Origin of the sequence: Micromonospora sp. NPDC005215 (assembly GCF_040607915.1) — a bacterium.
Classification (GTDB): Bacteria; Actinomycetota; Actinomycetes; order Mycobacteriales; family Micromonosporaceae; genus Micromonospora.
The window spans coordinates 45,065-70,783 of the sequence record NZ_JBEXHQ010000021.1 but is presented as its reverse complement, the minus strand read 5'-3'; the positions used below and the strand labels follow the sequence as shown (position 1 = coordinate 70,783).

Genomic DNA, 25,719 nt, shown 5'->3' with positions numbered 1-25,719 from the left:
CGGGTCACCCGCCCCCGTCGGGGGCGAGGTTGCCGAGCGGGTCGACTGTGGCAGTGGCCCTGTCTGCAGGGCGACGCCCCGCGCCACCGATCGCCTTCTCGGGCCACTGTCGTCTCAGCGTCGTCAGGCCGTGCGCACTGGTGACGGTCCGCCGAGGCTCGATCGCCACGTGTGGGCGCATGGTGCCGTCGCCGCCCGGCGCGGTTACCGCCCAGCCTTGGACAGCGACAGCCCGGTGCCCGCATCGAACAGGTGCGCACGGTCCAGGTCGACAGTGACATGCAGCCGCTCGCCCGGCGTACCGGTGACGGTGGGTCGTGCCTTGACCTTGAGGATCTCGGTCCCCACTCGGACGTCGACCACCGTTCGGTCACCGAGCGGCTCAAGCCCGTAGAGCTCCCCCGACAACGACGCGTTCCCACGCTGCTCGACGGACAGGTCCTCCGCGCGCAGGCCCAGCAGCAGCGCACGACCGTCCTCAGCCGTGGTCCAGCGGGGCCGCGGCAGCGTCCAGCCCTCCGCACCGACCAGACGATCTCCCTCGGCGTGGCAGGCGAGCAGGCTGATCGGCGGGCTCCCGACGAATCCGGCGACCCACTGGTTGGCTGGACGCTCGTACACCTCGGTCGGCGTTCCGACCTGTTGCACCTTCCCCTCCTTGAGGACCGCGACCTGGTCGGCCATGGACAGGGCCTCGACCTGGTCGTTTGTCACGTAGACGAAGGTTGCTCCGAGGCTCCGGTGGATGCGGGTGAGCTCGGTGCGCATCTCGACGCGAAGCTTGAGGTCGAGGTTCGTCAGCGGCTCGTCCATGAGGAACGCGCGGGGGCGACGGACCAGCGCCCGGGCCAGGGCGACACGCTGCATCTCACCGCCCGACAACTGCGCGGGACGACGCTGCAGCAGACGTTCGATGTGCAGCAGGCTCGCCATCTGCTCGACGGCTGCGGTGATCTCGCTCGAAGAACAGCGGCGTGCCCGCAGCGGCGAAGCGATGTTCTCGAACACCGTGTGTCGCGGGTAGAGGGCGTAGCTCTGGAAGACCATGGCCAGGTCGCGTGCGGCCGGGGCGTCACCGGTCGCGTCCCTCCCGTCCAGCTGCACCGACCCGGCGTCAAGCTTGTCAAGGCCGGCGATCGCTCGCAGGGTCGTCGTCTTGCCTGCCCCGGAGGGCCCGAGCACGACGAAGAACGCGCCGTCCGGCACGTCCAGCGTCACCCCGTCCAGGGCCTGGACCTTGCCGAAGGACTTGCACAGCCCCTGCACTGCCACGGTTCCCATCAGGCCACCAGCTCTTCCGTGCTCACGTCGTAGACCGCCGGGGTCCCGCCGGTGTGCCGCAGCCCGACCGGTGCGTCGACGGCGAAACGGACAGTCGGTGGCATCCGAACCCGTACGTCGCGCTGGCCGCTGTGGTCGACCACGTAGATGATCTCGTCGCCCAGCCACTCGGCCGAGACCACGCGGGCCGGGACCGAACGTTCCGCCCCTGGCGCTGTGACTTCCAGCGCCTCCGGCCGGACGCCTGCGACCAGGCGACGGTCGCGCGGCAAACCGGGCGGTGGCGTGAGGGCCAGTCCGCCCTGACCGCGCAGCTGCCCGTCGGCCACCTCCACCTCGATCAGGTTCATCGGCGGGGAGCCGATGAACGCGGCGCAGAAGAGACTCGCCGGACGGTCGTAGACCTCCAGCGGCGTGCCGATCTGCTCCACGCGGCCCTTGTTGAGGATGGCGATTCGGTGACCGAGCGACATCGCCTCGACCTGGTCGTGGGTGACGTAGACCATCGTCGCCCCCAGCTCCCCCTGGAGGTGCTTGATCTCCGTGCGCATGTCGGCCCTCAGCTCCGCGTCCAGATTGGTGAGAGGTTCGTCCATGAGGAATGCGCGCGGTCGTCGCACCAGGGCGCGAGCGAGCGCGACGCGCTGCTGCTCCCCGCCGGACAGCTGGCGCGGTCGCCGGTCCAGGAGCGGACCGAGCCGCATCAGCCGGGCGGCCTCGTTCACCCGCTCGTGCACCTCCGGCTTGGGCAGTCCCTCGGCCCGCAGGGGGAACGCCAGGTTGTCGCGGGTCTTCAGATGCGGGTAGAGAGCGTAGAACTGGAACACCATGGCGATGTCGCGTTCGGCGGGCGGCAGGTCGTTGACCAGCGTGTCGCCGATGCGGATGTCGCCCGTCGTCTGCCTCTCCAGGCCGGCTATGGCCCGCAGCGTGGTCGTCTTGCCGCAACCCGAAGGGCCGAGCATCACGAACAGCTCGCCGTCGCCGATGGACAGGTCCACGTGCTCAACCGCGACCGTCCCGTCCGGGTACCGCTTGTGCAGGGCGGTCACCTCGATGCCCGCCATCAGCGTCGCACCGCCCCGAGCGTCACACCGGCGACGAGGTGCCTGCGCACCAGGTACGCGAAGACGAGCACGGGTAGGGCGAACACCACTGAGGCGGCGGCCACGAGACCCCAGTCCGTAGTGGTGCCGCCGATGAGGCCGGCGATGGCGGGTGGGGCCGTCCGGACGCTGTCGCTGGAGGTAAGGAAGGTGGCGAACACGAACTCGTTCCACGAGAAGATGAGTGCGAAGACCGCCGTCGCGGCGATCCCGGGCACGAGCAGGGGAAGGGTGAATTTCCAGAACGCCTGCAGACGGGTGTAGCCGTCGAGCATTGCGGCATCCTCGTACTCCGCGGGCACCTCGTCGACGAACCCCTTCATCATCCAGATCGTGAACGGGACGTTGAACGCGGTGTAGATGAGGATCAGGCCGAGCTTGTTGTCGATGAGTCCGACCTGGCGGTACATGAGGAAGATCGGGATCACTACCACCACGGGCGGCATGAAGCGGGTGGACAGGATGAAGAACAGTTGGTCCTTCTTGGCCTTCACCGCGAAGCGTGAGTAGGCCCAGGCCGCCGGGACCCCCAGCACGGTGGCCAGCAACGTGGAGGCCCCGGCGACCACGATGGAGTTGAGGAAGGAGACCGATACGGCCGTGCGACCGTCGCCGGGGGCGACGAACACGTCCCGGTAATGGTCCAGAGTGACCTTGAAGTCGAAGAACTTGGCCGGGATGGCGTAGACGTCCCGGTTCTCCTTGATGGACGTCTCGATCATCCACAGCACCGGAAAGAGCATCACGACGGCCAGCGCGGTCAGCAGCGCGACCTCCAGCACGGAGCGGCCCCGGCCACCGCCCAGGCGGCGCGTGGCGGGCGTGTGGTCCCGGGTAGGACCCGGGGACACGGCCTCATCGACGGAGAGGGCCATCAGTCCTCCTTGAGCTTGTTCAGGTAGCGCAGGTAGAGCTGCGTGAGGACGATGACGACGAGGACCATGAGGATCCCGTACGCCGAGGCGGTTCCGGTGTTGAAGCCCAGGAACGCGACCTTGTAGATGTGGAACGACAACGTCTCGGTGGAGACACCCGGACCCCCGTTGGTGAGGATGTAGACGAGGTCGAACAGCCGGAATGCCTCGATGGCCCTGAACAGCACGGCAATGAGGAGCAGCGGCCACACCAGCGGAAGAGTGATGGTGCGGAACCGGAACCACTCGGACGCCCGGTCGATCGAGGCGGCCTCGTAGAGGTACTTGGGAACCGCGGTAAGGCCCGCAAGTGCGATGAGCATGATGAACGGCGTCCACTGCCAGGTGTCGACCACGATCAGGGAAACCAGTGCCGTTCGCTGCCGGGTGAGCCACTCCACCTGCCCGATGCCGAGCGAGCCGAGCATGCTGTTGACCACGCCGAACTGCGCGTCGAGCATGAATCGCCAGAACAGCCCGACCACGACCGGCGACAGCATCATCGGAACCAGGAACACAGTGGTCAGCAGCCCACGCCCGTGCGTGCGCCGTGAGATCAGGTAGGCGATGCCGAAACCGAGCACGGTCTGTAGGCCGACCGCGCCGACCACGTAGATCAACGTCGTCAAGGCCCTGGTGTGGACCTGCGCCGAAGTCAGGATGGCGGTGTAGTTCCCGAACCAGATGAAATGGGCGGGCCCCCCGCGGGTGGCCGAGTAGTCGGTGAAGGACAGGTACAACGACCACAGCAACGGGAACACCGACATGGCGAGCAACAGCAGCAGCGCGGGGGAGATGAAGGCCACGGCGAGCGCCCGGTCGCTCAGCCGGCGGGACCGACCCGGTGCAGGTGGCGTCGCGGACGCCACCTGCCCGGGGTGTTCGGTCGTCAGAGTGAGGGGGTCACTCACAGTCCGCCGCCGCCCTTGCGGCTGCTGGAATCGAGCACGCCCTGCTGCTCCTTGGCGATGTCGTCGAGCGCATCCTTCGGCTTCTTCGCGCCGTTGAGAGCCGCGTTCACGTTGGTGTTCTCAATGTCGACGAGGCGCGCGTACTCGGGCACGTTCCACATGTCCCGCATCCGCGGAACCGAGTCGGTGTACACCTGGTTGAACGGCCCGGCATTGAGGAACTCGGGCGACTCCAGGGCGTCCGTACGCGATGGCACGCCACCGGCCGCGGCCCACTTCTTCTGGACATCAGCCCGCTCGAACCACTTCATGAAGTTCAGGGCCTCCGCCTGGTTTGCCTTCGAGGAGTAGGCCGACACGTGCATCCCCATACCGCCGAGAGGGACCAGGTTCGTCTTCTGGCTCGGCAGGGTGGCAAAACCCAGCTTGTCGAGAATCTGCTCCCGCGTGGTGCCGAGCGTCGACTGCTTCGGGTCAAGCAGGCCGCCGCTCGCGGCGATCCAGTTGAACGCGATGCATGCCTTGCCCTGGGCGACCGACGCGTTCACCTCGTCGATGAACCAGTTGCCGGAGCCCTTGGCGGTCAGCGGCTTCATCTTGTTGACCAGGATGTCCATCGCCTCCTGGCCCGCAGCGTCGTTGAGGACACCCTCGATCTTGCGCGTCTTGGCGTCCCAGAGGTTGCCGCCGTAGACGCCGTTTACCGTGTTGTAGGTGACGGCCGCGGCGTCGGAGCCGTTGGCCTGGTGGAAAGCCAGCCCGCTGACGCCGGGGTGTTCCGTCTGGCACTTCTCGGCCACTGAGATCATCTGGTCCCAGGTCTGCGGTGGCTTGTCGCCGATCAGGTCCTTGCGGTAGATCATCGTCCAGGTGTCGCCGAGCAGCGGCAGTCCGTACAGGCTGGCGTTCTCGTCACGCTTGCCGGTCTCCGCCTGGGGGTACTGGCCGTAGGCCGCCAGGAGGTACGGGTTGTAGGCCTTGACGTCGATGTTCGACTTGACGAAGTCGGTGAGGTCGAGGATGTTGCCGTTCGTCACGGCCTCGCCGATGTGTTGCGAGTCCAGGATCGCGATGTCGAAGTCGGTCTTGCGCGCGGCGAACTGGGTGAACATCGCGTCGTGCCAGTTCGCGTTCGGCACGGTGTTGACCTTGACGGTCGCGTTCGGCCGCTCTTTCTTGTACTCCGCGTTCGCAAAGGCTTCCAGTGCCTGGGCGGGGGGCCAGTCGAACCAGATGAAGCTGAGGGTCAGCGGGTCCTTGGTGAGCTCCGGTATGGTCGCCGGTGCCTTGGGGGCGCTCGCCTTCTCACTGTCGTCCTTGCCATCGCCGCAAGCCGTTACGGTCGTGGCCACCAGCAGCATGGCCGCCGTCGCCAGCCGTACCTTCCGCCCCGGAACGGACATTCGTCCTGTTCGCTTTGGATGCCGCATCTTCTCGCCTGCTTTCTGGATGGGGACTTCTAGAGCCTCGCTATGTGCTTCGCCGAGCAGTTGCTGGGTTGTTCAGGCGTGCCGCCGGGCTGTCGTGGGGGCCGACCCGCCGACCCGCGGGCCGGCGTCACGAGTACGCCGCGACGTACTGGGTCTTCATGCCGCCGAGACGTCCTCCAGGTGATCGACGTGGCGACGGCGGGCGGTTCCGCGCTGGTGGAGAATGAAGATCATCCGCCACTTTTCCTATACGATCCAGTTGGGGGCGTCAGCATGCCGCAGCGTTGTGACTGGTGTCAACAGGTTCGCGAAGACGCAAGAGAGGACCTCAGGTCACGATGGACGACGAAGTGATGATCGCGCGGGGCCGTAGGGCCGTGACGGGCGGAATGCCGCCGGGAAGATCTCGCGGCCGGCTTGCCGACGAGGTGTACGACAGGCTGCTCGGACAGCTGATGTCGCTGCGGATCGAGCCTGGCTCCCGCGTCACCATCGACGTCCTGGCGCGAGAGTTGGGGGTCTCGCAGACGCCGATCCGAGACGCGCTGAACCGCATGGAGGCCGAGGGTCTGGTCGTGCGCGTTCCCCATGCCGGCTACCGCATTCCCCCCCAGATCACCAGGCACCGGTTCGAGGACATGCTCGAGGTCCGCCTGCTCCTCGAGCCGGCGGCGGCGCGCAGATCCGCCGAACGCGCATCCACGGAGCAGGTGGCCGGTCTGCGACGAATGCTGGAGGAAATGGCGGAGCTGGAGGGGGGCAACGGGCTGACGGCCTATGGCGCCTTCGGGCTACGCGACGCGGCTTTTCACGATCTCGTCGCGCTGAGCGCGGAGAACCAGGTCATCCGTGAGGCGCTTGCTCGCCTGCACAGCCACGTGCACCTCTTCCGGCTGCACCACGACACCCAGGTCACTCACCTGGCCATGGCCGAGCACGAGGAAGTGGTGGCAGCGATCGCCGCGCGTGACCCCGACGCCGCCGCCTACGCGATGCGCCGGCACATCCTGCGGTCCGGCGAGCGTTTTCGACGATTGTTCGACGAGGTCGAGGACGCGGACGGAATGGCGGTGGAGGCTTGACGGGCGGGTTGGGCCGAGGAATGCTAACTCGATCGGATCGGATCGGATCCGATTGGATCCACCTCACCCGCCACCAGATGCGAGGAGAAGCAGGTGCCCAGAGCGCTGCTCCTGACCGGCGACGCCGCCGAGGAACTCGACACCATGTATCCCTACTATCGCGTGCAGGAGGGCGGCTGGGACGTCGACGTCTCGTCACGGACGATGCGTGACGTGCAACTGGTCATCCACGAGTTCGACCCCAACTCCGACGCCTACGTGGAGAAGGACGGCCGAAAGCTGCCGGTCGACGTGCCCTGGGCCGACGTCGACGTCGAGCGCTACGACGCCCTCATCATCCCCGGGGGACGTGCGCCCGAGTGGATCCGGGTCGACGCCGACGTCAGGCGCATCACCGAGCACTTCTTCGCGCGCAACCTCCCCATCGCGCTGGTGTGCCACGGCGCGCAGGTACCAGCGGTGTACGGGCTCCTGAAGGGTCGAAAGACGGCGTGCTTCCCTCCCATCACCGGTGACATGGAGAACGCGGGCGCGACGGTCATCGACGCTCCCGACGTCGTTGACGGCAACCTCGTCTCCTGCCGGGGGTGGCCCGACATGCCGCAGTTCGGCCGGGCGATGATGGAGGTCTTCTCGAAGTCGGTAAGCCCCGCATCGGCATGAGCACACCTGGCCTGCCCCGGTGACCGCACTTCGGACCGTCACAGTCGACGGCTCTCCCGTCCACCTCCTGGAGAGCGGCACCGGGCCCGCGGTGCTGATGCTGCACGGTTCCGGACCCGGTACGACCGGGTCCGGCGCCTGGGCAACGACGGCGCAGGCGCTGGGCACGTCCTGGCACCTGGTAGCTCCTGACCAGGCGGGGTTCGGCCGTACACCGATCCCGGCGGGCTCCAGGGGTGGGCTCCGGCTCTGGACGGAGCAGGCCGCGGGCCTGATGGATGCTCTCGGTATCGAGCACTACGCCGTTGTGGGTCACTCCATGGGCGGTGCCGTGGCGCTGGCGTTGGCGGCCGCGCACCCCCAGCAGGTCACCCGTGTCGTGGCGGTCTCGACGATGGGCGCCCCCGGGGCGCCGCTGTCCGCCGAACTCGACGCGATCTGGGCCGCCCCCGCCGGCCCGCTCGGAGCACGAGACATGCTGAGTCGCCTCATCCTCGACCAGGCGCTCGTGACCGATGCGGCAGTCGATGCCCGTGCGACCGCGATGCGAGCGGGGGCGGCCGCGTTCGCGTCGTTGTTCCCTCCGCCCAGGGCACGATGGGTCGACGACCTCACCCTCTCGCCCCAGGCGCTGGCAGCGATCCGCGTGCCAGTGCTGCTCGTGCACGGCGCCGAGGACCGGGTCACCCCGCTCGCGACGGCGGCCCAGCCCCTGCTCGAACACCTGGCCGATGTCCGCCTGCACGTGTTCGGCCGATGCGGGCACGTGCCCGCGATCGAGCACCCGCACGAGTTCCGGCAACTGCTGTCGTGCTTCCTCGGCCGGGACCGCGGTCACTGATCGCTGCGGCCGGTCCGCGGCCCGTGCTCAAGCAGATCCGGAGGCAGAGGCGATGAGCGATCAGCAGATGAGCGTGCAGAGTTTCGAGGGCGGTCGGGCCACCTTCAGCCGCATGTACGACTTCCTCCTCGGCGGAGTGCACAACTTCGAGGCCGACCGCGAGGCCGCTCGACAACTCCTGCGGGCCTTTCCCGACGCGGCGGACATCGCCCGGTCGAATCGACTGTTCCTGGCACGGGCCGTGTACACACTGGCCGAGGCTGGCATTCAGCAGTTTCTTGATCTGGGCTCCGGCATTCCCACCCAGGGCAACGTGCACGAGATTGCTCAGGCGATCGACCCGGCGATCCGGGTTCTCTACGTCGACATTGATCCGGTGGCGGTTGTCGCCTCCAACCACATCCTCACGGGCAACCCCACGTGCCGGGCAATCGAGGCGGACCTCACCCGGCCCCAACTGATCCTCGATGCCCTGACCAGCGGCGACCTCGCCACCGTGATCGATGTGAACCAACCTACGGCGCTGCTCTACTGCTCCGTCCTGCAACTAGTTCCACACGAGGCGATCGAGAGTGTCGTAGCGCCGATCCGCGACCGGCTCGTACCCGGCAGCGCCTTGGTCATCTCCCACCCGGGCACGGCGGTGACCGACGAGTACGACGAGTCGAGCGTCTCCTCGGTCGCAGAGGTCTACCGCACCAAGGCTGCTGCTGAAATCGTCATGCGATCGGACGCTCAACTGGCCACGCTCTTCGGCGAGTTTGAACTTGTCGAGCCAGGGCTGGTGTCGGTCAACAAGTGGCGACCAGAGCTTGGCGAGCCGGATCCCTACGCCGCAGCAACCATGCCATCGCCGATGCGGGGAGGAGTAGCGATCCTCCCCGCCTGAACATGGTCGTCGACCAACGGACACGCCTGGTGATCGTTGCGATGCCCGCACGGCACAGCACTGGTTCCGCTCATCGCCGTGATGATGCTGATTGGATCTCTGCGTAGGTGCACGCCGAGTGGTCCCGGGCTGGGGCGCAACCGCCAGCTTCTTCGTGCCCGCGGGTGGCGAGCCGGAGGTACGTCGTTCATCTGGGTGAAACATGAGCGATTCTTCTCTTATGTCGGAGATCTCCGCAGACCGTCCGTACGGTGAGGGATGGGCGATCACGCAGTCATCGCGGCACCAGGGCCGGCCGCCATCGGTCCGTGCGCCGCTCGGCGGGTGCTCCCGACCGGTTGCGGCTTCGGCTGGGTCGCCCGGGCAGCCTCGCACACCTGCCCCCGTTCGGAATCACTCACCAACGAGGGAGAAGAGACATGCTCGGAATCTCGCCACGTCGGCCGAAGATCATCGGCGCGGCGCTCGCCGCGGCGACGCTGGTGACAGTTCTCGGCTCAGGCACCTCACGCGTGTTCGCGGACGGCGGTGTGCATCCAACCCCCGACCGGGGGCAGGACGGCAGACCAACGATCGTCCTGGTGCACGGCGCCTGGGCCGACGGCTCGAGTTGGAGTGGGGAGGTCCGCAGACTCCAGGCACGCGGCTTCGACGTGCAGGTTGCTCCACAACCCAACCGGGGGCCGTCGATCGACAGCGGCTACCTGAAGGACTTCCTGTCCACCATCGAGGGTCCCATCGTGCTTGCGGCACACTCGTACGGCGGATTCGTGGCAAGCGACGCCGCGACCGGCAACCAGAACGTCAAGGCGCTCGTGTTCGTCGACGCCTTCGCCCCCGAGAAGGGGGAGACGGTGGAACAGCTCACCGCCGGCTCCGGCTCGGTGCTCGAGCCGGCCCTGACCGACCCCACGAGTGTCTTCAAGCTCGTGCCGTTCCCCGGTGCTCCGGCAGGTGCTGTCGACGCGTACGTCCTGCCGAAGGTCTTCATCAACGGCTTCGCCAACGGTCTGCCTCGGCGGCAGGCGGAGGTGCTCGCCGTGTCGCAGGTCGCCCTGGCCACGAACGCGCTGGCGGAGCCGGCCACCGAGCCGGCGTGGAAGACGATCCCGGTGTGGGCCGTGATCGGTACCGAGGACCGGGTCATCCCGCCGGCCAGCCAGCAGGAGATGATGGAGCGGGCGGGGGCCGACATCACCCGGATCGACGCCGGTCACCTGGGCCTGATCTCGCATCCCGGTGAGGTGACCGAGGTCATTCTGGAGGCGGCCCGGACGACTGCCTGACCGGGCTTCCGACAACGGCGACAACCGTGGCCGCGTGTGGCGAACCTGCCAACGCGGCCACGGTGACCGGCGGATCACCACCAGCCATCCCGAATTCCTCGAACAGACACGGGCTTACCCAAGGGGCGGCCGTGGCATCGCGGTGAGCGATACCACGGCCGGTTGTCGTGTCAGTCGGTCGCCTTGGCGGCTGCTGCGATCTGATCGGTGACCGCTCCCGGGTCGGTGACCATCGACAGGTGGGGGGCGTTGATCTGAACGGCGTGTGCCTTGGCCCGCTCGGACTATCACCTACGCAAGATTTTTCGCAAGCTCGACATGACCTCACGCCGACAACCGGCGAGACGAGACGCGCTTGCCGCGCCTCGACCGGACAGCGCCCGTCAGGCGTACCCGGGCAGTTCAGCCTCCCGCTAGGAGGTTCGGGGTAGCGGGACCGGGATCGTGTTGTGACACTGTCCGGGCGATCAGGCGTCCTGGGTGTGAGAGTCCCCTCGCCGGTCCCGCCTGTCGTTCATCATGGGAAAGGTTCGATGATCAAAAACACTCTTTCCATTCGTCCGGCCCGGGGTTCTGCCCGTAAGGCGGCGCTGCGCCTGACCGTGGCCTTCGTCGCCGTGTCACTACCCCTTGCCGGTGCCACCACGGCGAGTGCGAAGCCACGTCCCGTCACCGTCCTCGACCGGCACCCAGGTCCGACGGCGATCTGGGGACTGGAGGCGTTTCCAGGGATCAGCCAGGCCGCAGGGCTGTCCGACCAGCAGCCTGCCGTGGGCGGTGACACCCCGTTGGTCGGCTCTGACATCAGCTGGCAGGACGACGCCCGGATGGTCGGTGGCCAGGCAGTGGCCTTCAACGGGACCTCGTCGTACCTGTCGGCGTCACCTTCGGCTCTGAACACGGCCGGCACCTTCTCTCTCGCAGCCTGGGTGCGGCTCACCGACACGTCCGTCAGCAGGGTTTTCGCTAGCAAGGCCGGTGCCGGCCGGGCCTCTCTCTCGGTTGGCTACGACAGGCGCAGCAACCGGTGGCAGGTCCAGATGCCGTCAACGACCGGCAAGGGCGCGAGGGGGTCCGTCGCTCGATCGAACTCGGCCCCTCAGATCGGACTCTGGACGCACCTGGCGGTCGTGCACGACGCGACCGCACGGACCGTCACCCTCTTGGTGAACGGGATTGCCGAGGCGACCGCGACCAGTGTGGCCGCGGTCAACGACCCGTCCGGGCCGGTCCGGTTAGGTCGCGGTGACGACACCTGGTGGCAGGGCAACGTGACAGCTGTCCAGGTGTACGACCGGGTGTTGGTGGGCCAGGACTTCACCGGCTGGCTGGCCTCCGATCCCGCGTCCGGGGGTTTCAATGAGTCGGGCCTGCTGGATCCACGGCGGGTCGGTGATTGGAACTTCGATGGCGCTGTCGTGTGCTACGAGGACAACAGCCTCGACCCGACCCTGTGCTCAGCACCGGACTCGACCGCCTTCGGACGCCAGCTCACCCTGAGCCGGGGTGCCGACGTCGTGTTCGACGGACGTCGGGGGAGCAGCACCCTCGCACTCGACCATACCCACTGGATCGACGACCCGTCGGATCCGCACTACGGCGAGGAGACCTGGGAGTACGCCCGCAGCCAGACCAACGTGGCCCACGAGGGAAACCCGGTGTGGGAGGACGGACCAGTCCTCCGTTCGGATCAATCGTTCACGGTGTCCACCTGGGTGCGGCTTGATACGGCAGAGGGCGCGCAGACGGTCGTCTCGCAGGAAGACGCGGACCGCAGTGCCTTCCGGCTGGCGTACGAGCCGGACAATGGCGGCCAGTGGAGGTTCGACGTCGCCGACGTCGCCGATGCCACCACCTCCGCGACCACGCCCGCGACTGCCGTCGACGGTTGGCACCAGCTCGTGGCCATCCTCGACGTCGGGCGCCGACAGGCGCGGCTCTACGTGGACGGAGCGCTCGCCACGACCGTTGGACTCCGCGAGGCCTGGCAGCCCTGGCAGGCAACGGGCTCCCTGCTGGTCGGCCGGTCGACGACTCCGGAAGGGCCGGCCGAATGGCTCAACGGGCAGGTTGACGACGTCACCGTCTACCAGGGCATGCTGAGCGACGCGCGCGTGCAATACCTGTTCATGGATCAACAGATCTAGGCATCTGGCGATGCGTCGGGCCTGGCCATGGCCCCTCTCGGTGGCGAGTTCCGCGCCGGGCCCGACGATCGCATCCACGTCGGCCGTGGCCTCGCGGCGGCGAGCGGCAGGACGCGGAACGCGGGTGTGCCACGTCGGCGGCCTTGCTCAAATCATCTTAGTCATTAAGATAATCGACATGGGCATATCGACGGACTTCTCGGTGGCAATCGCCGGCGCCGGCCTCTCCGGCCTCTGCCTCGCCCAGTACCTGATGCGCGCCGGCATCGACGTGCACGTCTACGAGCGGGACCCGAGTCCCTTCGTCCGGCGGCAGGGCTACCGGATCATCCTCGACCGGTACGGGCTGGAGGCTCTGCGCGAGAGCCTGCCCCGCCAGCTGTACAACCTGGCGCTGACCACCGGTGACGAGCCCGGCGGGAACCTACGCTTCACCGACAGCCGGCTGCGGGACGCGTTCACCATCACCTTCAAGGACGAGCCGCACGCGACCCGCCAGGTCGACCGCCTGACCCTGCGGTCGATCCTGCAGTCCGGGCTGGACGGACGCATCCACTACGGCAAGGACGCCGTCGCGGTGGACAGCGGTGGCCCGGCAAGTCTGCGGCTGCGGTTCTCCGACGGCGGGGCCGCCGCGGCAACCGTCGTCGTGGGCGCGGACGGCGTCGGCTCGGCGCTGCGCGCCCAGCTCATGCCGGACGCGGACCCGGCGAACACCGCGATGGCGGGCATCTACGGCCGGTCGCCCCTGCGGCGGAATGGCGAGAGCGTGATCCCGGACGCACTGCGTACCAGCGGGGTCCTGGCCATCGCCGACCGACCGGGCCGCGCCTTCTTCTTCACCTCCATGCGGTTCGGCGAGAGCCCGCCGGAGGCGTTCGCGCGCCTGGCTCCGGGCAGCTATGCGCCAACCGGCGACGACTACGTCATGTGGGGACTGCTGCTCCGGCAGGAGGAGGTGCCCATCGGTGCCCGCGGGGACCTGCTGGCGCTGTGGAAATTGGCCACCCGGATGAGTGGGGACTTCCACCCGCTCATCCGGCGACTGGTCGGCACGGCCGAGCTGGATGCCACGGTGCTCAACCTCTTCGCCACCGGCCGACGCCCGCGCCGGTGGGCGCTGCCCCGGGCGACGATGATGGGCGACGCCGTGCACGTCATGCCGCCGTTCGGCGCTCACGGCGGCAACACCGCGCTGCGAGACGCCGCACTGCTCGGCCACCGGCTGGTCGAGGCCCGGGCGAGCGGCGCGCCGGTGGAGGAGGCGATCGCCGGCTACCAGGACGAGATGGTGCCCTACGCCTTCCGCGCCGTCGACACCGCCGCCGGGCTGATGCGCCGCCTCACCGGAGGCGCGACCGCACCGCACTGGGTGCTGACCCGAGTGTTACCTCGGCTGCACAGGGTCACCGTACCGGAGGCATGATTGCGGGCGTGTCCCACGAACCTGCCCGCGCGTCCGCGCTCGCCGACCTCATGCGCGCCGGGCGGGAGATGTCGCGGCTGTCCATGGTTTTCCGGTACGCCATCGCGGAGCGGCTGGGCCTCACCGTGACCGACCTGGAGTGCCTGGACTACCTGACGGACGTCGGATCCGCCACCGCGGGGCAGGTCGCCGAGCGGACCAACCTCACCACCGGGGCGGTGACCAGCATGCTCCGCCGGCTCCAGGAGGCGGGCTACGTGACGGCCACGCGCGACCCGGCGGACCGGCGGCGGGTGATCGTCACCCTGCGGCCGGAGCGGATCGCCGAGTTGAAGCGACCGTACGAGCGGTTCGCCGAGCGGGCGGAGCGGCTCATCGAGGGTTACAGCGGCGACGAGGTCATGCTGCTGGTCCGGCACTATGACCTCATGCAGGCGATGTACCTCGCCGAGCTGGACCGCCTCCGCAGCGGCGACACCGTGCAGCGGCCTGCCTGAGGCCGAGATGCCATCGGCGCGTCCGGCCGGCTCGTTCATCTGCCTGACCGCCGAGCGGATGGCTGCCTGGCATGGGAACTTCCGCGTGGAGCGGGACTGGCATCATGGCCGCATGCCGAGCGATCTCTGGGTGTCGATGGTTTCGCTGGGTGGCGTGGTCCTCGGCGGCACCCTGTCCTTCGGGGTGCAGCATCAGACCCAGCGCTCGGCGGAGCGGGCCGAGGAACGGCGACGGGGTCTCGCTCTGGCGGAGAGCCGCCGCGCGGAACAGCTCGCCCAGCTTGAGAGGTTCATCGAGGTGACGGCTGAGGCTGAGCGGTGCGCGTTCAACCGCCCGACGAGCTGGACGGTCGGCGACGATTGGCTCGTCGAGACGCAGGCCGTGATGAACCGGGTCTGGGTCGCCGAGCGGCTGATCCGGCTGACGTTCCCACTCGCGGTGCACGAGGCGGCGCGGGCCTACTTCCTCGATCTCAATCTCGTCGTCTGGGAGGGGCTGCCGGACGGGGAAAGCGTCCGGGACTATCTCGAAGTGAACCGCCTGGTATTCCTCGACGCGGCGAGGGTGGCTGTCGGTTGAGTGGCGTCAGAGGGCGGTGGCCCGCGTCGTGTCACCGGGGGAGACGGCGATCCTGGCCGGCTCGTGGCTCTGCTGCTGGTGACAGTGTCGAGTCTGCTCTCGGTCGTGCTGGCTGTTGTGGTCAACGTCGCGACCGGCGGTGAACTGCCCGAGCCGGTCGCGGCGTACGGATGGTTGGCCTGGCCCACGGTCGCCGTCCTGACCCTCACCGGGGTTGGTCTCGCCCTGTGGCAGCACCGGCTGGGACAGGCCAGCCAGCCTTCGGCGTCACCCGTTCTCCCGCCTGGCGGACGACCCGACTCCGCCGAGTGAACTTCCGGTCGCGCCCCGACTCGTCGGCCGCGAGGCGGAGCTGGCTGCTGTCGAGGAACTGGTCGGGGCGGGAGCGCAGGTCGTCGTCATCTCCGCGGCGGGGGGCACGGGAAAGTCGGCGCTGGCCCTGTCGTACGCCCATGGGATCCGCGAGCATTTCCCGGACGGCCAGTTCTATCTTCCAGTCCACATACGACGATTTGAGCGACGTGGACCGGCTGGTGTTCCGGCGAGCCGGGGCGCATCCGGGTGTGTGGCAGTGGACGTGTTCGAGCCGGACAGGTCCCCCGGGGTGCGAAGCAATGCCGGCAGGGCGCCAAACACGAGGGGAAGGCCGTCCAGATCGCTGATCCCGACCCATCCGATGTCGTCGCGCTCCTCAAGTGCACGGTTGGTGGGAGAGCCGACCCAGTCTCTGATGTGCCAGACGCCTACGTGGACGGCGTCCTCGCCACTGCCGGCATGCAGGTCGCCCGACCGTGACGAGGGCTTCGCCACAATGTGAACCCTTGGACGAGTAATTCCTAACCCTGGCTCGGGCTGTGGCCGGCGGCCGGTGGTGACCGTCGGTCACCTTCGTGGGGGCGGATGCGGTAGTGAGCGGTATACCTCTGAGTCATATTCATACCTCTGAGGTATACCGCTCAACAGCACATCGAGATGGCGGGCAGCCGCAGCGGATGGCGAGCGCCCTTCGCTGCGTCCGCGGCCCAGTGCGGGGTGGGGCGGGCTGCGGTCCACCAGCAGGACCCGCCGTTCTTCACGAGTGCGCCGCAGACGACGAGATGCATGACGGGAATAGAGCACAGCGGTAGGACAAGCTGGCCCGTGTCAGCGGGCACGCGCCAGACATCCGGCTCTGCCGACAACGTGGGCATCCGGCGGGAGGAAGGTCCTTGCGGGCGGACTTGGACCGTGGTGATGACGGTTGACTGGGCGAGGCCGCACTGGATCACCTCGAGATCGCGCTGCTGCACCAGGGTTTCCCGGAGACGGCGACCGCGCCGGCAGTCCGGGCCGTGACCGCGCTGCTCGCGGACGGGCGGGCCCACCCGGACAGCGTGGAAGCGCTTCTCGAGTCGGTGCGGACGGTGGTAAGTGCCGGCCGTGCCCGGCCGGCACTTCCCTGCGCGGTGGGGGAGAATCGACTCATGTTTGTCATCAGGGAGCGGTTCTTCTCGATCGGCGACGACTTCGACGTGCTCGACGAGCACGGCACCAAGCTCTTCCACGTCGACGGCAAGGTGCTCAGCGTCCGCAACAAAGTCGTCATCGAGGACGCCTCCGGCCATGAGGTCGCCACGCTGCACCGGCACCTGGTAGCGCTGCGTCCCACCTATGAGATCCGGATCGGTGGCGAGAAGGCCGCAGAGGTCCGCAAGAATCTGCTCACGCCGTTCCGCGACAAGTTCACCATCGACGTGCCGGGGCCCGACGACCTGCAGATGAAGGGTGACCTGCTCGACCACGAGTACGTGATCGAACGCGACGGCACCGAGGTGGCCGCGGTCTCCAAGCGGTGGCTGACGATCCGAGACACCTACGCCGTGCAGGTCACTGCCGGCGTCGACCCGCTGCTCATCATCGGCAGCGTCCTCGCGCTCGACCTGGCCATGAACCGCGACAAGAAGAAGGGCGACGAGGACTGACCCCTCGGGCGGCAGCCGCATTGCTCGGGGTCGGGTTCGTGGCCGGGAGAGTCCCAACGCGTTCACCGGCTGCGTTCGGGCAACATGCTGGAGCACAACTTCTCCATCGCCGTCGCCGCACGAATCAAGCGGGGCTCGCGCCAACCTCACCAGCCTGGCCGAGCTTGTCCGTAGCCTGATTCCCGAACTCGGTGATCAGCGGTCGGCACGAGCGGCCAGTCTGATCACTTGATCACCGCCGCATTCTGGCCCTATACCAATTCCGCCCCGGCGGTGGCTGTCGCCTACCGTGCTGACGCGAGTCTGCAATTTCTGCGCAGCCCCTTCGCCGACGCTCTCGACCACGCAATCGCCACTCTCCTGGTCGGCTTGGTAGCCGGCTGCCCGCCGGGCGAGACGGTCACACCGCCTCGACTGACGCGACGATTCGGGGGCGTGTTTCCGGCGCTCAAGTTCGGGTAGATCGCAGCGTCCGACCCCGGTCGCGGCCTCTCGCCAGGCATGTTATTCGGCGAGTGCGTCGAGTCGCATAACGGTCGATCCCTTCGGGCGGAACGGCTTGTCTTCTTCGGGAAGGTGCAGGCATGTTTGACGGGTTCGAAGAGTTCGACATCGCCACGTCCGGCGCGCCGATCCACGGACGCCGTGGCGGCAGTGGGCCGCCCGTTCTGCTTCTGCACGGCATCCCCGAGACGCATCTCATGTGGCACCAGGTCGCGCCCCGGCTCGCCGAACACTTCACTGTCGTCGCCACCGACCTGCGGGGGTGGGGCGACAGCGGGAAACCGCCGAGCACCCCGGATCACGAGCCGTACGGCATGCGAGCCATCGCCCGCGATCAGATCGAGGTGATGCGGAGCCTGGGTTACCAGCAGTTCCGCCTCGTCGGCCACGATCGGGGGGCCCGCTGCGCGTACCGTCTCGCGCTTGACGCACCGGACGCCGTCACCCGGCTGGCCGTCATGGACGTCGTGCCGATCGGGGACGTCTACAACCGCGCCGACAAGGCGTTCAGCCTCTCCTACTGGGTCTGGTCCTTCCTGGCCGCACCGGCGCCGGTGCCCGAGCAGTTCATCGGCGCGGCGCCCGCCGTGCTCGTCGACTACATGCTCGACACCTGGCCCGAGGTGAAGGACGCCTTCCCGCCCGAGGTGCGGGCGGCGTACGTCAAGCAGTTCGGCGACCCCGCCACGGCGCACGCGATCTGCGAGGAGTTCCGCGCGGCCGCGACCCTGGACTACCAGCAGGACGAGGCGGACCGCGGCAACCGAAAGATCACCTGCCCGGTGCTGTTTCTCTGGAGCCAACGTGGTCAGGTCGCGAAGCTCTACGACGACCCGCTCGCCATCTGGCGGGAATGGGCCGACGACGTCCGCGGCGAGCCGATCCCCGTCGGACACTTCATCCCGGAGGAAGCCCCCGACGAGACCACCCGCCAACTCCTGGACTTCCTGGGGTAGTAGAGACAAAAGGAGGGAGAGCAATGCCCATCACGCGTATCGCGATCCGCGAGGGTAAGCCCGAAACATACAAGAAGGCGCTCCTCGACCAAATCTACGAGGCGATGCGGGAGACCGTCCAGATCAAGGATGGCGACCGCTTCATGGCCATCACGGAGCACGACGAGAGCGCTTTCGCCCACGGTGACTTTCTCGGTATTCAGCGGTCAGCTGATCTGGTGCAGATCCAGATCTTCTGGACCTCGGGCAAGTCCTCCGAGGCCAAGATGGCGATGTATCGCGCGATCGTTGAGCGGCTCGGCCGCGATCCGGGCGTGCGTCCGGAGGACGTGCTGATTTCGGTGGTCGAGACCGGCGCGGAGAACTGGTCCTTTGGCAACGGAGAGGCCCAACTCGCCAAGGCCAAGTGATTGCGGACGGCGAACGCGCGCAGGTCGCGGATCGCGGTAGCGGTGGTGCGCGGCGGCCGCCGCCTTCCGCTTGGCGTGCCGCTGGTCCTGGTGGGGGCGGCTCGGCAGAGCGGGGCGGCGTCGCGGACCGTGTAGTTGCCCGGGCGGGGGATCAGTGGTTTGGGCGGCAGGACGAACGGATGACAAGCTCGGTGGGGAGCCGGATGTGGGTGTCGCGTTCGACGCCGTCGATCAGGTCGATGAGCAGGCGCAGTGCCTCGGCGCCCATCTGCTTCAGCGGCTGCATGATGGTCGTCAGCGGCGGATCGACAAGCGCCGACTCCGGCACGTTGTCGAAGCCGATCACCGACAGGTTGTCGGGCACCGAGAGGCCCATGCCGCGGGCGACGTCCATCGTGGATATGGCGGAGAGGTCGTTACCAGCGAAGATGGCACTCGGCCGGTCGGGGAGGGCTAGCAGCTCGGCGGCTGTGCTGGCGGCGCTCTCGATCCGGAACCCGCCGACCCGGACGAGCTGCTCGTCCACCGGCACGGCCGCGTCGGCCATCGCCCTGCGGAAACCGGCCTCGCGCAGCCGCGCCGACTTCAGGTCGGCGCGTCCACTGATGTGCCCGATCCGCCGGTGCCCGAGGGACAGCAGATAGTTGGTCGCCAGCACGGCGCCGGCGAAGTTGTCCGAGTCGACGGTGGGCAGGTCGGATGGCCCGGTGTGTGGGTCGACGGCCACGACGTGGAAGCTGTGCTCGGTCTCGACCACGGTTGGGGTGACGATCACGGCACCGTCGATGAGGGTGCCGGAGAGGCGGGCGAGCGAGCGCCGCTCCCACCCCACGGCGGCGCCCTCGCCGTCGCCGCTGCAGTAGGCCAGCAGCTGGTATCCGCTGCCCGCGACCTCCTGGGACGCCCCCTTGAGTAGCTCGGTCGAGAACGGCTCGAACTCGGCGACCAGGATGCCGAGCACGTTGGTACGGTGGCTGCGCAGGCTCTGCGCTCCCAGGCTCGCCTCGTAGCCGAGCTCGTGGATGACCTGCTGGACGCGCTCCACGGTTGCCTGGGCCACGCCGTACCGGCCATTTACAACCTTCGATACAGTTGCGACCGAGACTCCGGCGGCTCGTGCGACATCCGACATTTTGACGCGTTGCTGGAACACCACGCGTTGATGATAGGGCCGGCACCGGGGTCCGTCACGAGCGGTTCGAAAACGTTATCGATACCGATTGACATCAAGTTACGTGACTGTAAAACTTCGCCGCAGGCTGAGTACCGCGACTGACTAGTCGAGGAGATATCGATGGCAACGAAGCGTCGTGCGGGTGCCGTCTTGGCACTGCTAATGACAAGTGTTCTCGTTGTCGCCGGGTGCAACGGCGGCGGCGAAGAGGCGACTCCCCAGAACGAGCTGTACAAGGACCCGGTGACCCTGAGTTGGTGGCACAACGCCTCACAGGACGGGCCCGGCAAGACCTACTGGGAGAAGGTCGCCAAGGACTTCTCCGCGCTCCACCCCACCGTCAAGATCGAGATCGAGGCGATCGAGACCAACCAGCTCCAGCGCACCCGGCTCCCCGCCGCGCTGCTGAGCAGTGACCCGCCGGACGTCTTCCAGGCCTGGGGCGGCGGCGAGATGAGCGAGCAGGTGGAAGCCGACTACCTCAAGGAGATCACCGACCAGGTCAAGACCGAGGTTGCCAACATCGGCAGCGCCGCGGAGATCTGGCAGGTGAACGGCAAGCAGTACGGCCTGCCGTTCCGGATGGGCATCGAGGGCATCTGGTACAACAAGGACATGTTCGCCAGGGCGGGCATCGCGGCTCCGCCGACCACCTTCGAGGAGCTCAACGCCGCGGTCACCAAGCTCAAGGCGATCAACGTCGTTCCGATCGCCGTGGGCGCCGGTGACAAGTGGCCGGCCGCGCACTGGTGGTACAACCTCGCGCTGCGCGCCTGCTCGGTCGACACCCTGAAGAAGGCGTCCAAGGACAAGAACTTCGACGATCCGTGCTTCGTGAAGGCCGGCCAGGACCTGAAGAGCTTCATCGACACCAAGCCGTTCCAGCCCAACTTCATCGCCACGCCGGGCCAGAACGACCCGACCAGCGCCAACGGCATGCTCGCCAACGGCAAGGCCGCGATGGAGCTGATGGGTGACTGGAACCGCGGCACGCTGGACACCGTCGCCACGGACAAGGCGAAGCTCGCGACGTTCCTCGGCTGGTTCCCGGTGCCGGCGATCTCCGGTGCCCCGGGTGACCCGAAGGCGGCCCTCGGCGGTGGCGACGGGTTCTCCTGCTCCAAGAGCGCCCCGGCAGAGTGCGTCGAGTTCCTCAAGTACATCGTGAGCCCCGAGGTGCAGAAGGGCTACGCCGAGACCGGCACCGGCCTGCCTGTTGCCAAGGGTGCGGAGGCCGGCGTGAAGGACCCCGCGCTGAAGTCCATCCTGGAGGCAACCTCCGGAGCGAGCTACGTCCAGCTCTGGCTGGACACGGCTTACGGCAGCACCGTCGGCAACGCGATGAACGACGCGATCGTCGCCATCTTCGCCGGCAACGGGGCGCCTGAGAAGGTCGTCTCGGCAATGAAGGCGGCCGCAAGCAAGTGACCTCCGCCAACCAGATCCGTATGCCCGCCGGCGGCGCTTCCGCGTCGCCGGCGGGCCACCACGAGGCCGGGCGCGTGTCCGCCCGCCGAGCCGAGACCCGCCGCAAGTGGTACGAGATCATCGGGCTCACCACGCCGGCCGTCGTCATCTACGTGATGTTCGTGCTGGTGCCGATGGGCTTCGCGGTCTACTACAGCCTGTTCCGGTGGCGCGGGGTCGGCCCTCCCACCGAGTTCGTCGGCCTGAGGAACTACACCCTCGCCTTCCAGGATCCGATCTTCCTCGACGCGTTGCGCAACAACGCCATCATCGTGTTCGGGTCGCTGCTGATCCAGGGCCCGGTCGCCCTGGGCATCGCCCTGCTGCTCAACCGTCGCTTCCGTGGGCGCTCCGTGTTCCGCCTGCTGGTGTTCGTGCCGTACGTGCTCGCCGAGGTCACCGTCGGCATCATGTGGAAGCTGCTCCTCACTGGCGATGGCACTGTCGACGCGCTCCTGCGGTCGCTGGGACTGGGCGGTCTGGTGCGCCCCTGGCTCGCGGACCTCGACCTGGTCATCTGGACCCTGCTGGCCGTCCTCACCTGGAAGTACGTCGGCTTCGCCATCATCCTGCTACTCGCCGGGCTGTCCAATGTGCCCGACGAGCTGACCGAGGCGGCTGCCATCGACGGCGCGAGCTGGTGGCAGATCCAACGGCACGTCACGATCCCGCTGCTCGGCCCCACGATCCGGATCTGGATGTTCCTGTCCATGATCGGCTCACTGCAGATCTTCGACATGATCTGGGTGACCTCGGTGCCCGCGGTGCGGTCGCTCGGCGCATCGGCCACCATGGCGACGTACATGGTGGACAACGGGTTCTTCGCCCGGTTGTGGGGCTACGGCAACGCTGTGGCGGTGATCCTGTTCGCCATTTCCTTCGTGGCGGCGCTGCTGTTCCAGCGGTTCCTTCTCCGTCGCGACATCGAGGGTGCCATCACCGGAAGGACGAAGTGACGATGGCCGTAAACTCCGTTCACTCCCCGTCCACCGGGCGTCGTCAGGTTTCCTGGGGCACGCCGCTCACCTACGCGCTCGCGCTCGCGGTCGCGGCCGTGTCGATCGCCCCGGTCATCTACGTGGTCATCGGCGGTTTCCGCACCACCCCGCAGATCGTCGCGGACCCGGCCGGCCTGCCCGACCCGTTCGTCTTCGACAACTACGCCAGGGTGCTCACCCAGAGCAACTTCTGGCACCAGGCGTTCAACAGCGCGGTCATCGCCCTCGGCACCACGCTCGCCGTCGTCGTGCTCGGGCTGGCCGCCGCGTTCGTGCTCGCCCGCTACTCCTTCCGTGGGCGGGAGGGGCTCTATACCTTCTTCACGCTCGGCCTGCTGTTCCCGGCCGGGGCGGCGATCCTGCCGCTCTACCTCATGCTGCGGGACCTCAACCTGATCAACTCCTACTACGCGGTGATCCTCCCGCAGGTCGCCTTCTCACTACCACTGACGATCGTGATCCTGCGTCCCTTCCTGTCGGCCATCCCCAGGGAGTTGGAGGACGCCGCCGCCATCGACGGCGCGAGTCGGCTCGGTTTCCTCTGGCGCGTCGCGATGCCGCTGTCGCGGCCCGCGCTCGTCACCGTTGGCGTCCTGGCGTTCGTGGCGAGTTGGAACTCGTTCCTGCTGCCGCTGCTCGTCCTCAGCGACGTCAACCTGCACACCCTGCCGTTGGGCGTGCAGAACTTCTCCAGCCAGTACACCACCGACACGGCAGGCGTCCTCGCCTTCACCTCGCTGGCGATGCTGCCGGCACTGCTCTTCTTCACGCTCGCGGAGAAGCAGATCGTCGGTGGCCTGCAGGGTGCGGTCAAGGGCTGAGCGGCAGCGGTACGGGGCACGACCAAAGAAAGGCACAGCATGACTGAGGTCCACACGCTCGTGGACGGGCCGGCGCCGGCTCCGAACGGTCAGGACCACGGCCGGCCGGACGGGCACGACAGCGAAGCACGCCTCCGCGACCTGCTCGGCCGAATGACGATCGAGGAGAAGATCGCCCAACTCGTCGGCTTCTGGGAGAAGGAGGACGGCGAGGCGGTCGCACCGCTGCAGGGGGAGTTCGGCGACGCCGTCAAGCTCGAGGACTTCTCCCGGCACGGGCTCGGTCACCTCACCCGCGCCTACGGCACCCGCCCCCTGGACGCGGCGGCCCGCGCGTCCTGGCTGTGGAAGTTCCAGCGAGATCTGGTAACGGGGACCCGGCTCGGCATCCCCGCGATCGTCCACGAGGAGTGCCTCACCGGGCTGTCGGCGTGGAAGGCGGCCACCTTTCCCACGCCGCTGGCCTGGGGCGCCGCGTTCGACCCCGAACTGGTCACCGAGATGGCCGCGGCGATCGGCGCCTCGATGCGGGCCCTCGGCATACACCAGGGGCTCTCCCCGGTGCTCGACGTGATCCGTGACCCCCGGTGGGGTCGGGTGGACGAGTGCATCTCCGAAGACCCGTACCTGGTCGGCACCATCGGTACGTCGTATGTGCGCGGCCTGCAGTCGCAGGGGGTGCACGCCACCCTCAAGCACTTCGCCGGCTACTCCGCCTCGCGCGCCGGGCGCAACTTCGGACCGGTGCACGTCGGCCGTCGGGAACTGGCCGACGTGCTGCTCCTCCCGTTCGAGATGGCGATCATCGACGGCGAGGCACGCAGTGTCATGCACTCGTACAGCGAGATCGACGGGGTGCCCGTCGCCGCCGACCCGACGATGCTGACCGGCGTCCTGCGGGACCAGTGGGGCTTCGACGGCACGGTCGTGGCCGACTACTACGGGGTCGCGTTCCTGAACCTGCTGCATCACGTGGCGGCCGATCACGCGGAGGCGGCCGGACAGGCGCTGATCGCCGGTGTCGACGTGGAACTGCCGACCGGCGACGCCTATCTGACCCTGCCGGCGTCGGTGCGGGCGGGCAAGCTCGACGAGGCGCTCGTCGACCGTGCGGTGCTGCGGGTGCTGCGCCAGAAGCAGGACCTTGGTCTGCTCGACGCGACCTTCACCGACGAGCCGCCCCAGGCGGTCGACCTCGACTCGCCCGAGCACCGGTCGATCGCCCGTCGGCTCGCCGAGGAATCGATCGTACTTGTCGCCAACCGGGACGCGCTGCCGCTGCCGGCAGGGCGACGGGTCGCCCTGATCGGCCCGAACGCCGATCGGCAGGGTGCGCTCTTCGGGTGCTACTCGTTCCTCAACCACGTCCTCGTCCAACATCCCGGCGTGGAGGCCGGTATCGAGGTGCCGACCGTGCTCGACGCCATGCGGGTCGAGTTCGGCGGCGATCTCGTCAGCTGGGCGCGCGGCTGCGACGTGGACACCGACGACCGATCCGGCTTCGACGAGGCTGTCGACACGGCTGCCGCCGCGGATGTCGCCGTCCTGGTCGTCGGCGACCACGCCGGCCTCTTCGGACGCGGCACTGTCGGAGAAGGCTGCGACCGGGACGACCTGGAGCTGCCCGGCGTCCAGCGCGAACTGGTCGAGGCGGTGATGGCAACCGGCACACCCGTCGTCCTCGTGCTGGTCACCGGCCGGCCGTACACGGTCGGTTGGGCGCTTTCCGGCTGCGCGGCGGTGGTGCAGGCGTTCTTCCCGGGCGAGGAGGGCGCCGGGGCGATCGCGGGGGTGCTCTCCGGGCGGGTCAACCCGTCAGGCAGGCTGCCGGTCACCTTGCCCGGGCCGGCCGGCGCGCAGCCGTACTCCTACCTGCACCCCACCCTTGGTCAGGGCAACGAGGTGACCAACCTGCCGGCGACGCCGGTGGCGCCGTTCGGCCACGGCCTGTCCTACACGACGTTCACGCACAGCGATCTCACAGTGCCCATCACGGTGCCCAGCGACGGTGCGCTGGTCGTGACGGTGCGGGTGACGAACACCGGCGCGGTCGCTGGCGACGACGTCGTCCAGCTCTATGGTCGCGACCTGGTGGCCTCGGTGACCCGGCCGGTGGCGCAGCTGCTCGGCTACCGGCGAGTCCACCTGGAACCGGGCCGGTCCGTCACGGTCGAGCTGACGGTCCCCACCACCCGGCTGGCCTTCTCCGACCGCACGTTCACCCGCGTCGTGGAGCCCGGCGACGTCGAACTCTGGGTCGGCACCAGCGTGCAGCGGGACACCCAGGCGGTGACCACGCTGGTCGGTGACACCGTCCCGGTCACCAACGCTTCCCCACGCTGGACCAGCACCGACATCCGCTGAAGCCGGTCCGC

The 25,719-nt window shown here is 68.1% G+C and carries 24 protein-coding genes; 17 read left to right on the top strand and 7 right to left on the bottom strand.

What is annotated here, in order from left to right; genetic code table 11:
• Positions 1 to 204 precede the first annotated feature (204 nt).
• Genes ABZU25_RS17590 through ABZU25_RS17570 form a run of 5 tightly spaced genes read right to left on the bottom strand, consistent with a single transcriptional unit; the run spans position 205 to position 5,573 of the window.
• Positions 205 to 1,281: an ABC transporter ATP-binding protein gene (locus ABZU25_RS17590; protein WP_355030385.1), complete on the bottom strand. Its 1,077-nt coding sequence runs from the start codon at positions 1,279 to 1,281 to the stop codon at positions 205 to 207.
• Positions 1,281 to 2,348, bottom strand: a complete 1,068-nt coding sequence (locus ABZU25_RS17585; RefSeq protein ID WP_355030384.1) for an ATP-binding cassette domain-containing protein — start codon at positions 2,346 to 2,348, stop codon at positions 1,281 to 1,283. Before ABZU25_RS17585 ends, ABZU25_RS17590 begins: the two co-directional genes overlap by 1 nt.
• Positions 2,348 to 3,262, bottom strand: a complete 915-nt coding sequence (locus tag ABZU25_RS17580; RefSeq protein ID WP_355030383.1) for a carbohydrate ABC transporter permease — start codon at positions 3,260 to 3,262, stop codon at positions 2,348 to 2,350. Before ABZU25_RS17580 ends, ABZU25_RS17585 begins: the two co-directional genes overlap by 1 nt.
• Positions 3,262 to 4,212, bottom strand: coding sequence for a sugar ABC transporter permease (locus ABZU25_RS17575; protein ID WP_355030382.1), 951 nt, complete (start codon positions 4,210 to 4,212; stop codon positions 3,262 to 3,264). Before ABZU25_RS17575 ends, ABZU25_RS17580 begins: the two co-directional genes overlap by 1 nt.
• Entirely contained in the window at positions 4,209 to 5,573 is a 1,365-nt protein-coding gene (locus tag ABZU25_RS17570) for an extracellular solute-binding protein (RefSeq protein ID WP_355030381.1), read from the bottom strand. Before ABZU25_RS17570 ends, ABZU25_RS17575 begins: the two co-directional genes overlap by 4 nt.
• A gap of 407 nt (positions 5,574 to 5,980) precedes the next feature.
• Here ABZU25_RS17570 and ABZU25_RS17565 point away from each other — a divergent pair, with 407 nt between their 5' ends.
• The 10 genes from ABZU25_RS17565 to ABZU25_RS17520 all read left to right on the top strand — a co-directional run bounded on the left by ABZU25_RS17565 (position 5,981) and on the right by ABZU25_RS17520 (position 15,365).
• Positions 5,981 to 6,724: a GntR family transcriptional regulator gene (locus ABZU25_RS17565; protein WP_355030380.1), complete on the top strand. Its 744-nt coding sequence runs from the start codon at positions 5,981 to 5,983 to the stop codon at positions 6,722 to 6,724.
• A gap of 93 nt (positions 6,725 to 6,817) precedes the next feature.
• A complete protein-coding gene (locus tag ABZU25_RS17560) occupies positions 6,818 to 7,387 on the top strand; it encodes a DJ-1/PfpI family protein (RefSeq protein WP_355030379.1) in 570 nt (189 codons plus the stop codon).
• Between the two features lie 19 nt (positions 7,388 to 7,406).
• Positions 7,407 to 8,228, top strand: a complete 822-nt coding sequence (locus tag ABZU25_RS17555; protein WP_355030378.1) for an alpha/beta hydrolase — start codon at positions 7,407 to 7,409, stop codon at positions 8,226 to 8,228.
• 112 nt (positions 8,229 to 8,340) lie between these two features.
• Positions 8,341 to 9,117: an SAM-dependent methyltransferase gene (locus ABZU25_RS17550; RefSeq protein ID WP_355030377.1), complete on the top strand. Its 777-nt coding sequence runs from the start codon at positions 8,341 to 8,343 to the stop codon at positions 9,115 to 9,117.
• 419 nt (positions 9,118 to 9,536) lie between these two features.
• Entirely contained in the window at positions 9,537 to 10,403 is an 867-nt protein-coding gene (locus tag ABZU25_RS17545; RefSeq protein ID WP_355030376.1) for an alpha/beta hydrolase, read from the top strand.
• A gap of 533 nt (positions 10,404 to 10,936) precedes the next feature.
• On the top strand, positions 10,937 to 12,550 hold the full coding sequence (locus ABZU25_RS17540) for a LamG domain-containing protein (protein WP_355030375.1): 1,614 nt from the start codon (positions 10,937 to 10,939) through the stop codon (positions 12,548 to 12,550).
• Positions 12,551 to 12,728: 178 nt separating this feature from the next.
• A complete protein-coding gene (locus tag ABZU25_RS17535) occupies positions 12,729 to 13,976 on the top strand; it encodes an NAD(P)/FAD-dependent oxidoreductase (RefSeq protein WP_355030374.1) in 1,248 nt (415 codons plus the stop codon).
• Positions 13,977 to 13,984: 8 nt separating this feature from the next.
• Positions 13,985 to 14,473 carry a MarR family transcriptional regulator gene (locus tag ABZU25_RS17530; RefSeq protein WP_355030373.1) on the top strand — a complete coding sequence of 163 codons (489 nt, stop codon included), beginning with the start codon at positions 13,985 to 13,987 and terminating at the stop codon, positions 14,471 to 14,473.
• 112 nt (positions 14,474 to 14,585) lie between these two features.
• On the top strand, positions 14,586 to 15,053 hold the full coding sequence (locus ABZU25_RS17525) for a hypothetical protein (protein WP_355030372.1): 468 nt from the start codon (positions 14,586 to 14,588) through the stop codon (positions 15,051 to 15,053).
• Between the two features lie 63 nt (positions 15,054 to 15,116).
• A complete protein-coding gene (locus tag ABZU25_RS17520; RefSeq protein ID WP_355030371.1) occupies positions 15,117 to 15,365 on the top strand; it encodes a hypothetical protein in 249 nt (82 codons plus the stop codon).
• A gap of 644 nt (positions 15,366 to 16,009) precedes the next feature.
• On the opposite strand, the gene ABZU25_RS17515 is transcribed toward ABZU25_RS17520, so the two are convergent.
• Positions 16,010 to 16,342, bottom strand: coding sequence for a hypothetical protein (locus ABZU25_RS17515; RefSeq protein WP_355030370.1), 333 nt, complete (start codon positions 16,340 to 16,342; stop codon positions 16,010 to 16,012).
• A gap of 105 nt (positions 16,343 to 16,447) precedes the next feature.
• Here ABZU25_RS17515 and ABZU25_RS17510 point away from each other — a divergent pair, with 105 nt between their 5' ends.
• The 3 genes from ABZU25_RS17510 (at position 16,448) to ABZU25_RS17500 (ending at position 18,884) form a co-directional block, all read left to right on the top strand.
• The gene (locus tag ABZU25_RS17510) at positions 16,448 to 17,014 is read left to right on the top strand and encodes an LURP-one-related family protein (RefSeq protein WP_355030428.1); all 567 of its coding nucleotides are present in this window, start codon (positions 16,448 to 16,450) and stop codon (positions 17,012 to 17,014) included.
• Positions 17,015 to 17,598: 584 nt separating this feature from the next.
• A complete protein-coding gene (locus ABZU25_RS17505) occupies positions 17,599 to 18,474 on the top strand; it encodes an alpha/beta hydrolase (protein WP_355030369.1) in 876 nt (291 codons plus the stop codon).
• A gap of 23 nt (positions 18,475 to 18,497) precedes the next feature.
• The gene (locus tag ABZU25_RS17500; protein ID WP_355030368.1) at positions 18,498 to 18,884 is read left to right on the top strand and encodes a tautomerase family protein; all 387 of its coding nucleotides are present in this window, start codon (positions 18,498 to 18,500) and stop codon (positions 18,882 to 18,884) included.
• 151 nt (positions 18,885 to 19,035) lie between these two features.
• On the opposite strand, the gene ABZU25_RS17495 is transcribed toward ABZU25_RS17500, so the two are convergent.
• Entirely contained in the window at positions 19,036 to 20,040 is a 1,005-nt protein-coding gene (locus ABZU25_RS17495; protein ID WP_355030367.1) for a LacI family DNA-binding transcriptional regulator, read from the bottom strand.
• 138 nt (positions 20,041 to 20,178) lie between these two features.
• On the opposite strand from ABZU25_RS17495, the gene ABZU25_RS17490 reads away from it, so the two are divergent.
• From ABZU25_RS17490 to ABZU25_RS17475, 4 genes are all read left to right on the top strand, one after another.
• Complete coding sequence (locus ABZU25_RS17490; RefSeq protein WP_355030366.1) at positions 20,179 to 21,486, top strand: extracellular solute-binding protein; 1,308 nt, start codon at positions 20,179 to 20,181, stop codon at positions 21,484 to 21,486.
• A gap of 74 nt (positions 21,487 to 21,560) precedes the next feature.
• Positions 21,561 to 22,481 carry a sugar ABC transporter permease gene (locus tag ABZU25_RS17485; RefSeq protein WP_355030365.1) on the top strand — a complete coding sequence of 307 codons (921 nt, stop codon included), beginning with the start codon at positions 21,561 to 21,563 and terminating at the stop codon, positions 22,479 to 22,481.
• Positions 22,478 to 23,344, top strand: coding sequence for a carbohydrate ABC transporter permease (locus ABZU25_RS17480; RefSeq protein ID WP_355030364.1), 867 nt, complete (start codon positions 22,478 to 22,480; stop codon positions 23,342 to 23,344). Before ABZU25_RS17485 ends, ABZU25_RS17480 begins: the two co-directional genes overlap by 4 nt.
• A 39-nt stretch (positions 23,345 to 23,383) precedes the next feature.
• Complete coding sequence (locus ABZU25_RS17475; protein ID WP_355030363.1) at positions 23,384 to 25,708, top strand: glycoside hydrolase family 3 N-terminal domain-containing protein; 2,325 nt, start codon at positions 23,384 to 23,386, stop codon at positions 25,706 to 25,708.
• The last annotated feature ends 11 nt before the right edge of the window (positions 25,709 to 25,719 follow it).

What these genes read in the sequence shown, in the direction of transcription:
- ABZU25_RS17590 (WP_355030385.1), bottom strand. Translation starts at nt 1,281, where the DNA reads ATGGGAACCGTGGCAGTGCAGGGGCTGTGCAAGTCCTTCGGCAAGGTC.
- ABZU25_RS17585 (WP_355030384.1), bottom strand. Translation starts at nt 2,348, where the DNA reads ATGGCGGGCATCGAGGTGACCGCCCTGCACAAGCGGTACCCGGACGGG.
- ABZU25_RS17580 (WP_355030383.1), bottom strand. Translation starts at nt 3,262, where the DNA reads ATGGCCCTCTCCGTCGATGAGGCCGTGTCCCCGGGTCCTACCCGGGAC.
- ABZU25_RS17570 (WP_355030381.1), bottom strand. Translation starts at nt 5,573, where the DNA reads ATGCTGCTGGTGGCCACGACCGTAACGGCTTGCGGCGATGGCAAGGAC.
- ABZU25_RS17565 (WP_355030380.1), top strand. Translation starts at nt 5,981, where the DNA reads ATGGACGACGAAGTGATGATCGCGCGGGGCCGTAGGGCCGTGACGGGC.
- ABZU25_RS17550 (WP_355030377.1), top strand. Translation starts at nt 8,341, where the DNA reads ATGTACGACTTCCTCCTCGGCGGAGTGCACAACTTCGAGGCCGACCGC.
- ABZU25_RS17545 (WP_355030376.1), top strand. Translation starts at nt 9,537, where the DNA reads ATGCTCGGAATCTCGCCACGTCGGCCGAAGATCATCGGCGCGGCGCTC.
- ABZU25_RS17540 (WP_355030375.1), top strand. Translation starts at nt 10,937, where the DNA reads ATGATCAAAAACACTCTTTCCATTCGTCCGGCCCGGGGTTCTGCCCGT.
- ABZU25_RS17535 (WP_355030374.1), top strand. Translation starts at nt 12,729, where the DNA reads ATGGGCATATCGACGGACTTCTCGGTGGCAATCGCCGGCGCCGGCCTC.
- ABZU25_RS17525 (WP_355030372.1), top strand. Translation starts at nt 14,586, where the DNA reads ATGCCGAGCGATCTCTGGGTGTCGATGGTTTCGCTGGGTGGCGTGGTC.
- ABZU25_RS17505 (WP_355030369.1), top strand. Translation starts at nt 17,599, where the DNA reads ATGTTTGACGGGTTCGAAGAGTTCGACATCGCCACGTCCGGCGCGCCG.
- ABZU25_RS17500 (WP_355030368.1), top strand. Translation starts at nt 18,498, where the DNA reads ATGCCCATCACGCGTATCGCGATCCGCGAGGGTAAGCCCGAAACATAC.
- ABZU25_RS17490 (WP_355030366.1), top strand. Translation starts at nt 20,179, where the DNA reads ATGGCAACGAAGCGTCGTGCGGGTGCCGTCTTGGCACTGCTAATGACA.
- ABZU25_RS17475 (WP_355030363.1), top strand. Translation starts at nt 23,384, where the DNA reads ATGACTGAGGTCCACACGCTCGTGGACGGGCCGGCGCCGGCTCCGAAC.